The following is a 15,370-nucleotide window of genomic DNA, read 5'->3' on the forward strand; positions in this document are numbered from 1 at the left end:
TCCAGGCGGGTGGAAAGGCGGCGGGATGGGGTGCCCTTGCATTTGGTCACGGCTCCGCTTATGTCAACCAAAATGGTTGAAGTTTTCCGCCGTGTGACAATGCCCACCACGAAGCTGCTGACCCCCGGCCAATGCCGGGCGGCACGCGGGTTCCTCGACTGGACGCAAGACGAACTCGCCGAACGCTCCGGCCTGTCCCGCAGCACCATCCGGGATTTCGAAAAGGGGCGGCATGAATTGCACCAAGGATCGGAACAGCAGATCATCCGAACGCTGGAGGAAGCCGGCATCCGGCTGGCGTCGTCGGACGAAACCGGGCTAGGCGTCTTCCTGAAGCGCGCGGCTTGATCGGCCCTCTCCCCTTGGGAAGATCAGGACTAGGACCGCAGGACCAGTCGAAGCCTCCTGCCAGCTTTCCGCCGTCCACCTGCGCAGGGATGACGATGAAGGGTTGTTTTCACACGGAAAGCGGCTTCAACGGCCCAATGGACCGCCCCTTCGCGGAGAGGGAATGTCAAAGGCGCAGCCTCCAGGCCGTATTCTTGTTTTGTTCGCCGAAGAGCACTACACTCGGCGCATCAACGCCCGAACTGTACCCGCACCATCACCGGCATGGCGCTGTCAACCAGTGCAACATCCAGCGAACCTAGGTCGCAGGATGTTGCACCGGTTAACGACGCACCAATCATTCGCACGCACATCGTTGTGCACGGATGCACAACGTACGTACACAAACGATGCCGCGCAAAGCACTGATTCAAATACACGAACCGCCGATTTCACCCATTGTGCAGATTTGCGCCCCTGCTCAATCTGCACAACGGTGCACACTGGGCTGCCGGCGCAAATCGTTAAGGCTCAGTTCTTCAGCGGGCAGGTCTTGATGCCGAACAGGGTGTAGGCCGGGCAGAAGCCGATGACCGCCGTCAGCAGGGGCACCAGCCCGATCCAGCCCCAGGCGGTCTGCGGGCCGACGAACACCAGGGCGATGAGGACAAGACCGACGACGGCGCGCAGCGCGCGGTCGACAGGACCGACGTTGGTGGACATGGAAGCACCTCTCGGAGCGGAGTGAGGGAACGATCGCCCCCCTTCTACGCCCACCCCGCCGATGCCGTCTGTGACGGAGTCACACGGTTTCCCGTGTGGTTTCGGACAGCGCCAGCAGCGCCTCGGCATCCAGCACGGCGACCCGGCCGCGCGACAGCTCGACCAGCCCGCGCCGCTCGAACTCCTTCAACTGGCGGCTGACCACCTCGCGGGCGGTGCCGAGTTCGACGGCCAGCGCCTGATGCGTGGTGTCCAGCCCGCCCCGCGCGTCCCGATGGTCGACCAGGAAGCGGGCAAGCCGCAGGTCGATGCGTCCGAAGGCCACCTCCTCGACCAGCATCATCATGGCCTGCAACCGGCTGCCGAAGGAGGCGAAGACGAAGTCGCGGAACACGGCGGAGCGGGCCAGCAGCTCGTGGAACGGCTGGGCGCCCAGCGCGATGGCGTCCAAGTCGGTCTCGGCCACGCCTTCGGCGCTGTAGTTGGTCCGCGCCATCAGGCAGGCGGTGGTCAGGATGCAGGTATCGCCCCCGACCACGCGGTACAGCACGATCTCGCGCCCGGTTTCCGACGTCATCTGCACGCGGACGCTGCCGTCGATCATCAGCAGGAAGTTGCGGCACAGCCCGCCGATCTGGAACAGCACGGTCCCGCGCGGCATCCGCACCCGGGCGCCGCCGGCGCGGAGCAGCTCCAGCGCATCCGGCTCCAGCCCGGCCAGCGCCGGGAACGTCTGCAACCAATCCTCCTGTACCGCCGACATAGCCGCCTCCTCCTCCGAAGTATCCATTATCAGCGAAGGGGCTCTTCCGGTCCATCCCATCCAAAAGCCTGTCCCGCCAAGCTTACCCATAGCGCGCGTCTTCCTCGCCGGATGCCCTACGAAGCCTATGAAACGGCCGGGCCAGCGCTGCGTTCTAGGCAACCGTAACGCCCCGGTTGGGGTGCGGTTCGGCTCGCGAGGAGGAATCCGCTTTGGCGACCCAGGAAGTTCACGACCAACCCGCAAGGCGGCAGACCGGCCCCATCTCCTTCGACCTGTCCGCCGCCGCCGCGACCGCGGTGCGGCGCACGACCGGCATGCTGTTGCGGCACAAGCTTCTGATCGGCACGGTGGTCATCCTCGGCACCGGGCTGGCGGCCCTTGTGGCGCTGCGCATGACGCCGCTCTACACCGCCGAGACCCTGATCATGGTCGAGCACCGCAAGAACAAGGTGGTCGCCTATCAGGAGGTGGTCACCGGCCTGTCCACGGAACTCGGCGCCCTGCAGAGCGAGGTGGCGATCCTGAAGTCGCCGGCCTTCGCCGAGAAGGTGGTCAACAAGCTCGGCCTGATGAACGACCCCGAATTCAACGCGGCGCTGCGTCCGGAGAAGACGGACTGGCTGGCCTATCTCTACCCCAAGACCTGGCTGCCGGACTCCTGGTGGAACGCCGCCCGCGGCGACCGGGCCGAGGTCCAGCTGACGCCGGAGGAAAAGGTCGCCAACGAGAAGACCTCGGTGGTGGAGGCTTTCCTCTACAACCTCGCGGTCCGGCCGCAGGGGCGGTCCTACGTGATCTCCGTCAACTTCGACAGCGAGGACCCGCGCAAGGCCGCCCTCATCGCCAACACCATCGGCGAGCTTTATCTGGTCGATCAGTTGGACGAGAAGTTCAAGGCGTCCAAGCGGGCCACCGCCTGGCTTGAGGAGCGCATCGCCGAACTGCGCCGTGAGGCCAAGACCACCGGCGAGGCGGTCGAGAAGTATCGGGCCGAAAGCGGCCTGACCTCGGCCGGCGGCGGCGGCGACACCATCCTCGCCCAGCAGCTGGGAGAGCTGAACACCAACTACGTGCTGGCCCGCACCAAGCGGCAGGAGGCCGAGGCCAAGTACCGCGAGGTCTCCACCCTGATGCAGAGCCCGCGCGGCGTGTCGGCCATCGGCGACGTGCTGGGCTCCCCCCTGATCCAGGCGCTCCGCCAGCAGGAGGTCGAGCTTCAGCGCAAGATCGCCGACGCCACCAACCGCTACGGCACCAAGCACCCGACCCTGACCGCGCTGCAGAGCGAGCTGCGCGACCTGCAAGGCCAGATCAGGGCCGACGTGAACCGCATCGTCCAGAATCTCGGCAACGAACTGGAGCTGGCGCGCGGGCGCGAGGCGGGGCTGAAGGCCAGCCTCGACCAGATGCAGGCCCAGCGCGACCAGCAGCAGCAGTCCACCGTGGCGCTGAAAACCCTGGAGCGCGACGCCGAGACCGCCCAGACCATGTACGAGGCGCTGCTGACCCGCTTCCAGGAGATCGCCGGCCAGAACGACATCCAGCAGCCCGACGCCCGCGTGGTGTCGGAAGCCGCGATCCCGCTGAACCCGTCGCAGCCCAACAAGAAGATCATCGTGCTGCTGGCGCTGCTCGCATCCGGCACGCTGGGCGTCCTGCTGGCCCTGCTGCGCGAGCAGTCGGAGAAGGGGTTCCGCAGCCCACACCAGTTCGAAACCGCGACCGGCGTGCGCTCGCTGGGCATCGTGCCGTCGATCCCGCGCTTCGGCGGCTCGCCCGCCGCCTACGCCATCGACAAGCCGCTGTCGGCCTTCGCCGAGTCCATGCAGAACCTGCGCACCACCCTCCTGCTCGCCAACCCGGACGGGCACCAGCGGGTGATCCTGTTCAGCTCCTCCGTGCCCGGCGAGGGCAAAAGCTCCATCGCCGCCGCCTTCGCCCGCATCTGCGCCAACTCCGGCCAGAAGACGATTCTTCTGGACTGCGACATGCGCCGCAAGGGCCTGCACGACATGCTGAAGATGGAGAACCGGCGCGGCCTCTACGAGGTGCTGTCCGGCGAGTGCGCCCCGTCGGAGGTGATCCAGACCGACCCGCGCACCGGCCTGCACTTCATCGCCTCCGGCCGGGGTTCCGCCCTGCCGCAGGACATGCTGGGGTCGAGCCGGATGCACCAGCTCATCTCGCGCCTTGCCCTGGAGTACGACCGCGTGATCCTCGACTCGCCGCCCGTCCTGGCGGTGTCGGAGGGCAAGCTGCTGACCGCGCTGGCCGACCAGACGGTCTTCATCGTCCACTGGGGCAAGACCAAGCGCGAGACGGCCATGGCCGGCCTGAAGGAGATCGTCGAGGCGGGCGGCGAGGTGGTCGGCGTCCTGTTCTCCCAGGTCGATATCCGCCGCCACGCCCAGTACGAGTTCCCCGACAGCGGCCGCTACCACGGCTACCGCCGCTACTACGCGAACTGAGCGGGATTTTTTATCAAAGTCCGGCAAGCGGGCCCCCACCCAACCCTCCCCCACCTGACGGCGGGGGAGGGCTTTTCTCCTTCCCCCGCGAAGTGGGGGACGGTCGGGATGGGGGCCCGCTTGCCGGCGCTTCGGACATTGGACATGACCGCCGGACGTCGCATCTTCCTGAACATCCGCGCCCTGGCCGTGGCGCGGGTCGTCACGCTGCTGAGCGGACTCGTCACCACCGCCTGGACCGCCCGCGCGCTGGGGCCGGACGGCTTCGGGATCCTGGGCTTCGGCACCTCGATGCTGGCCTACGCGGCGCTGTTCGTGAATCTGGGACTGTCCACCTACGCCGTCCGCGAGATCGCCCGCGACCGCTCCCAAGTGCCCGACCTCGCCGAGCATGTGCTGACCCTGCGGACCCTGCTGGCGCTGCTGGTCGGCGGGCTCTACGCCCTGTTCGTCCTGGCGCTGGACAAGCCGGCCCTGGTGAAGGCGGTGCTGCTGGTGCAGGCGGTCCAGCTGCTCGGCAACGCCCTGGTCCTCGACTTCGTCTATCAGGCAACCGAGCGCATGGGTGTCATCGCCGTGCGGGAGATCGGCACCTCGCTCGGCATCATGGCCGCCATGCTGGCCCTGGTGCGCGGGCCGGAGGACGTGGCCGTCGCCGCCGCCATCACCGGCGGCTCCTTCCTGGTCAACGCGGTGCTGATGCTGATCCGCTACCGCCGGGACTTCGGCCGGCTGCGGCCCCGCGTGGACCTGAGGGTGTGGCGGAAGATCCTGAAGACCTCCGCCCCCATGGCGGTCAGCGTCTTCGCCTGGGCGCTGTTCTCGCACCTCGACCTCGTCATGCTGGGCTTCATGGCGCCGCAGACGGAGGTCGGCTGGTACGCGGCGGCGACCAAGCTGCTGGTCCTCTCACTGACCGCCGCCAACATCGTCATGAGCGCCTTCATGCCGCAGCTCGCCGCCGCTTACGGCGACACCGAGCGGATGCGCGAGCGGATGCGGGACTACGCCGCGACGATGCTGTCGGTCGGGGCGCTGATCGCCGCCGGCGGGATCACCCTGGCGCCGGCCATCCTCGGCCTGATCTACGGCCCGGCTTACACGCCGGCCGCCGACGCGCTGCGCCTGCTGATGGTTTCGGTGGCGGTGGTCCATGTGAACATGGCGCTGGGCAACCCGCTGCTGGTCTGGCATCGGCAGACCGGGTACATGACCGCCATCCTGATCGGCGGCGTCACCAACGCCGTCCTCAACGCCATCCTGATTCCACGCTGGGGAATCGAGGGCTCCGCCGCCGCGACCGTGGTGGCCGAGCTGACCGCCATGACCGGGCTGGCATGGCAGCACCGGCGCGCGGTGGGGCAGCTCTACCTCGGCATCATCGCCCGCGCGGCCCTGTGCGGAGCGGCGGCGATGGCCGCGACGCTGGCGCTGGCCCATGTCCTGCCCGCAGCCTTGGCCCCACACAAGCCGATCACCGTCGTTCTGGCCGGCGGGCTGGCGCTGGTCGGGATCTATGCGCTGGGGGTGCTGATGACGGGGCTGGTACGCCCGTCGCGCCTGCGCCGTCTCATCGGGGCGGCGGCCTGAATGGAAGACCCTACCCCCAAGAAGGCGCGCAAAACTCCAAAAAACCGCTTCTCAGCGCTCAGTAGTAATCCCAAGAAAATACCACTCAGTCAACGGCATAGCCTCTTCACGTATCCCAGAAGTCCGGAACATTGCCGCAGCGCGGAACGTTCGGAGTTGGCAAGCGCGGGCGGCGCACGGATCGGCGCCTTTGGATGCATGCGCAAATTAAAGGCAGGATCGAACGAATATGCTCCCAAAATCCTTTCCTGACCGAAATGTCTGTGTCCTGGGCCTCGGCTACGTCGGTCTGACGCTGGCCGTCGCCATGGCCGACGCCGGCTTCCAGGTGCACGGCGTGGAGGTCCGCGGCGAGGTGCTCGACAAGCTCGCGCGCGGCATCCCGCACTTTCACGAGCCGGGCCTGACCGAAAAGCTCCGCCACGTCATGGCGCGCGGCCGCTTCACCTTCGGCCGGACCCCGGACGAGTGCGCGCGCTGCAGCGTCTTCATTATCACCGTCGGCACGCCGCTGGGCCGCGACGGCGGCGTGCGCACTGACATGATCGAGGCGGCGACCCGGCAGGTGGCCGAGCGCATCCACGACGGCGACCTCGTCATCCTGCGCTCCACGGTCAAGCTGGGGACCACCCGCAACGTGGTGGCGCCGATCCTGCGGGCGACCGGCAAGCGGTTCGACATCGCCTTCTGCCCGGAGCGCACGCTGGAAGGCCAGGCGCTGATCGAGCTGAACCAGCTGCCGCAGATCATCGGGGCGGAGAGCATGGAGGTGGCGGCCCGCGCCGCGCAGATCTTCGGCTTCCTCACCCCGACCACGGTCAAGGTCTCCACCCTGGAGACGGCGGAGCTGATCAAGCTGGTGGACAACACCTACCGCGACGTGACCTTCGCCTTCGCCAACGAGATCGCCCGGCTGTGCGACGCCATGGAGGTCTCGGCGCTGGAGGTGGTCCGCGCCGGCAAGCTGGGCTACCCGCGCACCAACCTGCCGCTGCCCGGCCCGGTCGGCGGCCCCTGCCTGGAGAAGGACCCGCACATCCTGATCGAGGGCGCGCGGGAGGCCGGCATCGACATGGCGATCACCGCCGCCGGCCGCCGCATCAACGAGACCCAGCCCATCGAGGTCGCCGGCTTCCTGGAAACGCTGACCCAGTCCATGCAGGGCTTCCCCAAGGCGCCGACGATCAGCCTGATGGGCCTCGCCTTCAAGGGCCGGCCGGCGACCGACGACCTGCGCGGCACCATGGCCAAGCCGGTGTTCGAGGAGCTGCGCAACCGCTTCCCGCACGCCCGCTGGCGCGGCTTCGACGCGGTGGTGGCGCCGGACGACATCCGCTCCTTCGGGCTGGAGCCGGCCGGGTCGATGACCGAGGCGGTGCAGGGCGCCAACCTCGCGGTCATCCTGAACAACCACCCGGTCTTCACCTCCATGCCGCTGCCCGATCTGGCCGACCGCATGGACCGGCCGGGGGTCATCTACGACTTCTGGAACAACTTCAACAGCCGCGAGGTGGACCTGCCCGAGGGCACGGCCTACGTGGCGCTCGGTAGCCACGGCGCCGCCCGCTTCGACCATGTCGCGTAAGGGGATGCCATGACGAAACATTACCTCGTCACCGGGGGCAGCGGCTTCATCGGCGCCGCCCTCGTCCGCCGGCTGGTGCGCGACGGGCATAAGGTCCGCGTGTTCGACGACAACTCCCGCGGCCACCCGCGCCGGCTGGGCGACGTGCTGGAGGCGGTCGAGTTCGTCAACGGCGACATCCGCGACGCCGAGGCCGTGGCGAAGGCCGTGCGCGGCGTGGACGGCGTGCTGCATCTGGCCGCCGTCAACGGCACCCGGCACTTCTACGAGAAGCCGGAGGTCGTGCTGGACGTCGGCGTGCGCGGCATGCTGAACGTGCTGGACGCCTGCCGGGCGGCCGGTGTCGGTGACCTCGTGGTGGCGTCCTCGTCGGAGGCGTACCAGACCCCGCCGCTGGTCCCGACGCCGGAGGATGTGCCTCTGGTCGTGCCGGACGTGCAGAACGCCCGCTACAGCTACGGCGGCTCCAAGCTCATCTCCGAACTGCTGGCGGTCAACTGGGGCCGCACCGGCTTCGACCGGGTGGCGATCTTCCGCCCGCACAACGTCTACGGCCCCGACATGGGGTGGGAGCATGTGGTGCCGGAGTTCGTGCGCCGCGCCGTCGCGGCCATCGACCGGACGCCGCGTGCCCCCGTCCCCTTCCCCATCCAGGGCGACGGCGGCCAGACCCGCGCCTTCGTCCACATCGACGACGCCATCGACGGCATCGTCGCGGTGATCGAGCGGGGCGCGCATCTCGGCATCTATCACGTCGGCAACCCGGAGGAGGTCACCATCGCGGACCTCGCCCGGCAGGTCGTCACCGTGCTGGGCCGTGAGGCGGACATCCAGGCCGGCCCGGCGGCCCCCGGCGGCACCCAGCGCCGCTGCCCGGACATCGCGCGGCTGATGGCGCTGGGGTACCTGCCGCGCATCCCGCTCTCGGCCGGTCTGCCGGGGGTGGTGGACTGGTACGCCGCCCGCTGCCGGGACGCCGCGCCGGTCGCCGCCGAATGATGACGCGCCCGCTGCGAGCCCCCACCCTAACCCTCCCCCATGCTGCGCACGGGGGAGGGAACCAAGCCCCTTCCCCCGCCTTTCGCGCAAACGAAGTTTGCGCTGACGGCGTCAGGCGAATGCCTTGGCATTCGCTGAGAGCCGAAGTGGGGGAAGGCTGGGATGGGGGCCGGCGGCGGACACCTCGAAACGGGCCAAGGAGTCCTTTGATGACCTTGCACCGGAACAGCCGCATCTTCGTGGCGGGGCATCGCGGCCTCGTCGGGTCGGCCATCCTGCGCCGGCTGGCGGGGGAGGGATACAACGACCTCGTCCTGCGCACGCGGGACCAGCTGGACCTGACCGATCAGGCCGCCGTCCGCGCCTTCTTCGACCGGGAGGGGATCGAACACGTGATCCTCGCCGCCGCGAAGGTCGGGGGCATCCTGGCCAACGACCGCTTCGGCGGCGACTTCATCCGCGACAACCTGCTGATCCAGACCAACGTCATCGACGCGGCCTGGAGGGCAGGGGTGAAGAAGCTGCTGTTCCTCGGCTCCTCCTGCCTCTACCCCAAGCACGCCGAGCAGCCGCTTCGGGAAGAGGCCCTGCTGACCGGCGCGCTGGAGCCGACCAACAAGCCCTACGCGGTCGCCAAGATCGCCGGCATCACCATGTGCCAGGCCTACCGGCGCCAGTACGGCTTCAACGCCATCTGCGCCATGCCGTCGAACCTCTACGGCCCCGGCGACCATTTCGACCCGGAAGGCTCGCACGCCCTGCCCGGCCTGATCCGCCGCTTCCACGACGCCAAGCTGGCCGGCGCGCCCAGCGTCACCCTGTGGGGCACCGGCACGCCGCGCCGCGAGTTCCTGTATGTGGACGACATGGCCGACGCCTGCCTGCACCTGATGCACCACTATGACGGCGAGGACATCGTCAACGTCGGCCCCGGCGAGGACATCGCCATTGCCGACCTCGCCCACATGATCCGCGGCGTGGTCGGCTACGAGGGCCGGATCGAGCATGACCTGACCAAGCCGGACGGCCATCCGCGCAAGCTCATGGACGTGTCCCGCCTGTTCACCACCGGCTGGCGGCCGAAGGTCGGGCTGGAGGAGGGGGTGCGCCGCACCTACGACTGGTTCCTGGAGCACGCGGCCCCGGCCGTCGCGCCTGCCGTTCCCGTCCAGGCGGCGGAGTAAGGGGGATGCCGGAAGACTTCGTCGCCCTGCGCACGGCCACCCGGCCAGTCGCCGTGCCGCCGCGCGTCCTTCTGGTGGCGCAGAGCTATTGGCCGGAACCGGCCGGCAGCGCGCCGATGATGACCGATCTCGCCACCGCCTTCGCGGCGGCGGGGGCCGACACCACGGTCCTGACCGCGCGCCCCAACTATCCCGGCCACCGCGTCTACGACGGCTACGCCGACGGCGGCCAGGACCGGACCACCGTGGACGGCGTGCGCATCGAACGCCTGACCACCATCCCGCCGAAAGGCGGCGGCATGAAGGCCCGCCTGATCCACGAGGGCGTCCTGCACGCCGGCTTCCTCGCGGCGCGCGGCCGGGGCCGGGTCGCGCGGCACAAGGCGGTGCTGTCGCTCTGCCCCTCCATCTTCAGCGTCGGGGTCGCCGACCGGTTCAAGGCGCCGGGCGGGCGGCACGTCGCCATCGTCCACGACATCCAATCGGGGCTGGCCGGCGCGCTCGGCCTCGGCGGCGGGGCGGCGCTGAAGGCCCTGCGGGCGGTCGAACGCTCCGCCCTGAACCGCGCCGACGCCGTGGTCGTCCTGTCGGAGGCCATGCGCGACGTGCTGCGCGATCTGGGCGTCCGCCGGCCGGTGGTGGTCATCCCGCCGCATGTGGACGCCGACGCCGTGCGCCCCCTGCCCCGCCCGGCGGACCAGCCGCCGACCGTCCTCTACAGCGGCGCCTTCGCCCGCAAGCAGGGCTTGGAGCAGGTTCTGGAGATGGCGCGGCACCTCCAGGCGCTCCGCCCCGACGCCCGCGTCCTGCTGCGCGGCCAAGGTGGGATCGAGGCGGAGCTGAAGGCCCAGGCCAAGGCCCTGCGGCTGGACAACGTCGCGTTCGCGCCGCTGAGCCCGAAGGAACGGCTGGCCGAGGGCTTGGCCGAGGGCGACGTGCATCTCGTCCCGCAGCGGCCGGAGGGCGCGGCCTTCGCCATGCCCGGCAAGGCGGTGACCATCCTGGCGGCGGGCCGGCCCTTCGTCTGCACCTGCCTGCCCGGATCGGCGCTCGCCCGGCTGGAGGCGGAGATCGGCGCCTTTCTCACCACCCCGCCCGACGCGCCGGAGGCGATGGCGGCGGCGGTGGCGGAACTGCTGGACGCCCCCGACCGCCGCGCCGCCATGGGCCGCCGTGGTCGCGCCTGGGTCGAGGCCAACGCCAGCCGCGCCGCCGTGCTGGCGCGCTACGCGGGGCTGCTGATGGAAGGAACGGACGCATGACCAAACCCGCGCTGGTGTTCAGCTGGGAGATGTTCGGGCCGTATCACATGGACCGGCTGGAGGCGGTCGGGCGCAGGCTCGGCCATCTCTACGACGTGGTCGGGCTGGAGGTCGGGTCGAAGTCGCACACCTACGCCTGGGACTCCACCGGCACCGGCCAGAACTTCCGCAAGATCACCCTGTTCCCCGGCCGGTCGAAGGCCGACATCCCTGCCTTTCAGGTCTACCGCGCGCTGCTGCGCGAATGCCGGCGCGTCGGGGCCAGCCACGTCTTCCTCTGCCATTACGAGGATCCGGACGTCTTCGCGCTGGCGGTGACCATGCGGCTGATGGGCCGGCGGGTCGTCAACATGAACGCCAGCAAGTTCGACGACAAGCCGCGCATCCTCTGGCGCGAAGCGGTCAAGACCCTGTTCTACGCCCCCTATCAGGCGGCCATCGGCGGCAGCCACCGGACGGTGGACTATTTCCGCTTCCTGGGCCTGCCGAAGGACCGGCTGTTCATCGGCTACGACACGCTGTCGCTGGACCGCATCCGCCGGCTGTCGGGGATGACCCCGGCGCCGGACGGCGTGCCCTTCGCCCAGCGGCATTTCACGATCATCGCCCGCTTCGTGCCGAAGAAGAACCTGTTCCGGGCGGTCGAGGCCTACGACCTGTACCGCCGCATGGCCGGCGACGCGGCGCGGCCCCTGCATCTCTGCGGGTCGGGGCCGCTGGAGGCCGACCTCCGGGCCGAGGTCGGCAAGCGCGGGCTGGAGGGGCACGTCATCTTCCGGGGATTCCTTCAGGAGAAGGGGATCGCCGAGACGCTGGGCTCCACGCTGTGCCTGCTGCTGCCCTCCATCGAGGAGCAGTTCGGGCTGGTGGTCAACGAGGCGCTGGCCATGGGCGTGCCGACCATCCTGTCCGACCAGTGCGGCGCCCGCGACGTTCTGATCCGCAGCGGCATCAACGGCCACATCGTCGAACCCGACAACCCGGAGGGGCTGGCCCGGCACATGCTGTCGGTCGCGGCGGACGAGGCGGAGTGGCGACGCCTGTCGCTGAACGGCCGGCCGTTCCAGGCCCTGGCCGACGCCGGCTTCTTCGCCGAGGCGGTAGAGAAGGCGCTGGTCAGCCTGGGGGCGCAGGCCATGGACAGCCCCGCCCCCGCCGCCTTGCCGTCCGCCCGTGAAAGCGAGGGCTGATGACCGACCGCAAGCCTTCCCATACCGCCCCCCACATCATCGTCTCGGGCCGCCTGCCGCCACCGACCGACGGGATGAGCCGGGTCACCGCCCTGGTGCTCGACCGGCTGCGAAGCCGGGGCAACGTGGAGGTCGCCGACCTGTCGCCGGGCTGGAACGGCGGCGGTGCGCGCTACCACGCCATGAAGGCTTTTCGGGTGCTGCTGGCCGGGCTGCGGTTGGCGGCGGGGGTGACGCAGCCGGACCGGCGCTTCTACATGCCGGCGGATTCCGGCCTCGGCATCTTCTACACGACGGCGCTGGTCGGGGCGGCGCGGCTGTTCGGGTACGAGCGGACGCTGCACCACCATTCCTTCGCCACCATCTCCAAGCCGACCTGGCGCATGTCCCTGCTGACGCGGGTGGCCGGGGAGGACTGCACCCACGTGCTGCTGTGCCCGGCCATGCAGATGCGCTTTCAGGCGCTCTACCCCGCCGCGCGCACGGCGACGACCATGTCCAACGCCATCTTCACCCCGCCCGAGCCGCGCCCCCGGCGCCGCCGGGAGGGGCCGCTGCGCATCGGGCACCTGTCCAACCTGTGCACCGACAAGGGGCTGGACACCCTGTTCACGCTGCTGCGCGCCCTTCAGGTGGAGGGCGTCGAGGCGAAGCTGATCCTGGCCGGGCCGGGGATCGGGCGGATGGACAACGCGCTGGTCGCGGCGGGGCTGGTCGCTTTCGACGGTAATGTCGAATATCGCGGCCCGGTCGAGGGCGAGGCCAAGGCCGAGTTCTACCGCGACATCGACGTGTTCGCCTTCCCGACCCGCTACCGGAACGAGGCGCAGCCTCTGGTCCTGTTCGAGGCCATGGCCGCGGGCGTGCCCGTGCTGGCCTACGAGCGGGGCTGCATCGGCAGCGACATTCCCCGGACGGGGCTCGTCACCCAAGACCAGAACTTCGTCGAGGCGGTGCTGCCGACTCTGCGACGCTGGGCCGGGGATCGCGACGCGCTGGCCCTGGCGTCGGAGCAGGCGCACGCGCGGGCGCGGGCGGCCTACGAGGCCAGCCACGCCGGGTTCGAGGCGGTGCTGGAGCGGATCGCCGGGCCGATCGCGACCGCCGCCCCGGCGGCGGTCCGCCCGAAGCGGCGGGCCGTGGGGTAAGCTACCGCGCCCCCTCCGGACCGATCTTGCTCCACGGCAGATCCTCGATGCCGAGGTTGCGGGCGGGGCTGTCGGGGCGCAGGCGGAAGTCGTCCTTGGCGGGGTCGAGGAAATAGGGGTTGGGCAGGGTCGGACCCTGGACCGTGCGCGACTGGGCGCGCACCGGGGAGGCCGCCGGGCCTCGGTTGCCCCGGCCCTGGCGGTCCACGATGTTCAGGTCCATGGTGTATTCGCCGCCGGTCAGGTTGGTGACGATCTGATCGACCGGCACGCGGGCGTGGATGATGTTGCGGGTCGCGGCGTTGTCGCGCAGGAAGCCGGCGACGCCGGCCTTCGGCACCCATTCGAAGCGGATGAACTTGTCGCGGCTGTCGGTCAGGACGGAGATGTTGTTTTCCACCCGGTTGCCGTCGCCGCCGTGGATGAAGACCGCCGCCCAGCCGGTATTCTCCAGGAAATTGCCCTGCACCGTCACGCCGTTGGTCAGGTCGTCCAGGTAGATGCCGAAGCCCTTGTAGCGCTCCAGCCAGTTGCCGGCGGGGTCGGTGGCGATGCCGCCGGTGCCCCGGATGTCGTTGAAGCGGATCACCGTGCGCGTGTCGATGTCGCTGCGGCCCAGCGTCTCGATGGCGCCGAGGTCGGCGGTCTCGCGGCCGATGTCGCGGATGCGGTTGTATTCGATCAGGTTCTCGGCGTTCTGGGTCTCCGGGTTCCAGTTCTTCAGCGAGATGCCGTAGCGGGCGGCGTGGCGGATGTCGTTGTGGGCGATCACCGTGCGGTTCACCCCCGCCGCCATGACGCCGGCGCTGTAGAGGTTCACCTCGCCGATGTGGCGGATGCTGTTGGCGACGACGCGGTTGTCGTTGCTGCCCGGCCCGAGATCGACGCCGCTGCGGCCGAGATGCTCCATCCGGTTGCCGCGCACCTCGCTCTCGACGGTGCCTTTCAGGACGACCGCCGTGCCGACCGCCGAAAAGCGGTTGTCGAGGATGCGGTGGCCCGACCCGCCGACGAGGCGGATCGCCGAACCGTCGTAGGGCACGTCGGTGAAGCCCAGCCCCTCGATAGTCACGTTGCGGGCCTGGTCCAGCTGGATCAGGGGGGAGAGGCGGGCCACCATCGCCTCGCCCGCACGGGCGAAGCCCTCCGGGTCGAAGGGGCGCAGCAGCAGGCGCTTGTCCTTGGCGCGCCACGCGAACTGACCGGGGAACTTCAGGAAATCGGGATGGCCGAGCAGGCGGAAGGTGGTGCCGTCGCGGAACGGGTACCAGCCGTCGCGGTCGAGCGTCAGCGTGCCCCGCGCGTCGATCTTCTCGATGCCCCGGATGTCGTCGGCCTGCCGTTCGCGGTCGAGCGCCTGGACCCGGACGCCGGGCGCCGCCCAGGCCGGCTGCACCGTCGCCGGGGGAAAGCGGAAGCGGCGTTTGTCGCCGCCGCCCTTCACCGCCTGCGCCACGAACCAGCCGGTGCGGATGGGGTCCTCAGGGTCGTAAGCGCCGCTCTGCGCCGCGCGCAGGCGGATGCCGCCGGCCGTCACGTCGAGGCCGGGTTCGCGCGCCAAGGGGGCGGAAACGACGCCGGGGGCCTCCACGGTGAAGCCGGTCACCCGCTCCCCACCGGAGAGGACGGGCTGCTCGCCGGGGGCGGCGGCGATGCGCAGGCCGGAGTCGTCGGGTCCGAGGTCGAGGGTTTCGGTCAGCGGATGAGTGCCACCGCGCAGGAGGATCAGGCGCGGGCCGCCCTGGCGCGCCGCCTGGACGGCGCGGGCCAGCGTGGCGAAAGGGCCGTCGTTGCCGTTCGGGGCCGGATCGGCGGCGCGGCCCGACCAGCGGTCGTTGCCACGGGGGGAGACATAGCTTGCCGGCTCGGCCGCGCGCGCGGCTCCCGGAAGGGCCAGGAGCAGGACGACCGAGAGAAGCTTCAGCATTCGCAGCGCCATGTCACCTCCGCTTTGCACGCAAGCGAAACTGGCCGCCGCGCGCTCCGGAGGCAAAAGCGCGGAAGGGGTGCCCCGTTTTCGGGAAGGCATGTCAAGGCTTCGGTGGGATAGCCGGCCTCCCGAAAGGCGCTCGCCGTCTGCGCACCCCGGGAGAGTCGGACCCTGACCTATGCGTGCTGCGTTGCATCA

At 69.8% G+C, this 15,370-nt stretch carries 12 protein-coding genes; 9 read left to right on the top strand and 3 right to left on the bottom strand.

Annotation, left to right across the window (positions count from 1 at the left end):
- The first annotated feature begins 99 nt into the window (after nucleotides 1-99).
- Nucleotides 100-348 (top strand): helix-turn-helix transcriptional regulator, encoded by a 249-nt coding sequence (locus J2852_RS13900; RefSeq protein ID WP_209876362.1) that lies wholly within the window; start codon nucleotides 100-102, stop codon nucleotides 346-348.
- Between the two features lie 510 nt (nucleotides 349-858).
- On the opposite strand, the gene J2852_RS13905 is transcribed toward J2852_RS13900, so the two are convergent.
- The gene (locus tag J2852_RS13905) at nucleotides 859-1,050 is read right to left on the bottom strand and encodes a YgaP family membrane protein (protein ID WP_209876364.1); all 192 of its coding nucleotides are present in this window, start codon (nucleotides 1,048-1,050) and stop codon (nucleotides 859-861) included.
- A 79-nt stretch (nucleotides 1,051-1,129) separates the two neighbouring features.
- Nucleotides 1,130-1,813 carry a Crp/Fnr family transcriptional regulator gene (locus tag J2852_RS13910; RefSeq protein ID WP_209876366.1) on the bottom strand — a complete coding sequence of 228 codons (684 nt, stop codon included), beginning with the start codon at nucleotides 1,811-1,813 and terminating at the stop codon, nucleotides 1,130-1,132.
- Nucleotides 1,814-2,025: 212 nt separating this feature from the next.
- Here J2852_RS13910 and J2852_RS13915 point away from each other — a divergent pair, with 212 nt between their 5' ends.
- The 8 genes from J2852_RS13915 (at nucleotide 2,026) to J2852_RS13950 (ending at nucleotide 13,242) form a co-directional block, all read left to right on the top strand.
- On the top strand, nucleotides 2,026-4,284 hold the full coding sequence (locus tag J2852_RS13915) for a GumC family protein (RefSeq protein WP_209876368.1): 2,259 nt from the start codon (nucleotides 2,026-2,028) through the stop codon (nucleotides 4,282-4,284).
- Nucleotides 4,285-4,428: 144 nt separating this feature from the next.
- Nucleotides 4,429-5,874 (top strand): flippase, encoded by a 1,446-nt coding sequence (locus J2852_RS13920; protein ID WP_209876370.1) that lies wholly within the window; start codon nucleotides 4,429-4,431, stop codon nucleotides 5,872-5,874.
- A gap of 229 nt (nucleotides 5,875-6,103) precedes the next feature.
- Complete coding sequence (locus J2852_RS13925) at nucleotides 6,104-7,459, top strand: nucleotide sugar dehydrogenase (protein ID WP_209876372.1); 1,356 nt, start codon at nucleotides 6,104-6,106, stop codon at nucleotides 7,457-7,459.
- A 9-nt stretch (nucleotides 7,460-7,468) separates the two neighbouring features.
- The gene (locus J2852_RS13930; RefSeq protein WP_209876374.1) at nucleotides 7,469-8,458 is read left to right on the top strand and encodes an NAD-dependent epimerase/dehydratase family protein; all 990 of its coding nucleotides are present in this window, start codon (nucleotides 7,469-7,471) and stop codon (nucleotides 8,456-8,458) included.
- 215 nt (nucleotides 8,459-8,673) lie between these two features.
- Entirely contained in the window at nucleotides 8,674-9,642 is a 969-nt protein-coding gene (locus tag J2852_RS13935) for a GDP-L-fucose synthase family protein (protein WP_425514377.1), read from the top strand.
- A 5-nt stretch (nucleotides 9,643-9,647) separates the two neighbouring features.
- Nucleotides 9,648-10,904 carry a glycosyltransferase family 4 protein gene (locus J2852_RS13940; protein WP_209876377.1) on the top strand — a complete coding sequence of 419 codons (1,257 nt, stop codon included), beginning with the start codon at nucleotides 9,648-9,650 and terminating at the stop codon, nucleotides 10,902-10,904.
- Complete coding sequence (locus J2852_RS13945) at nucleotides 10,901-12,094, top strand: glycosyltransferase family 4 protein (RefSeq protein WP_209876379.1); 1,194 nt, start codon at nucleotides 10,901-10,903, stop codon at nucleotides 12,092-12,094. The genes J2852_RS13940 and J2852_RS13945 overlap by 4 nt, the downstream gene beginning before the upstream one ends.
- The gene (locus tag J2852_RS13950) at nucleotides 12,094-13,242 is read left to right on the top strand and encodes a glycosyltransferase family 4 protein (RefSeq protein ID WP_209876381.1); all 1,149 of its coding nucleotides are present in this window, start codon (nucleotides 12,094-12,096) and stop codon (nucleotides 13,240-13,242) included. The genes J2852_RS13945 and J2852_RS13950 overlap by 1 nt, the downstream gene beginning before the upstream one ends.
- Before the next feature lies 1 nt (nucleotide 13,243).
- On the opposite strand, the gene J2852_RS13955 is transcribed toward J2852_RS13950, so the two are convergent.
- Entirely contained in the window at nucleotides 13,244-15,181 is a 1,938-nt protein-coding gene (locus J2852_RS13955; RefSeq protein ID WP_209876383.1) for a right-handed parallel beta-helix repeat-containing protein, read from the bottom strand.
- Between the last annotated feature and the right edge of the window lie 189 nt (nucleotides 15,182-15,370).

This window comes from Azospirillum soli (genome assembly GCF_017876165.1).
GTDB lineage: Bacteria > Pseudomonadota > Alphaproteobacteria > Azospirillales > Azospirillaceae > Azospirillum > Azospirillum soli.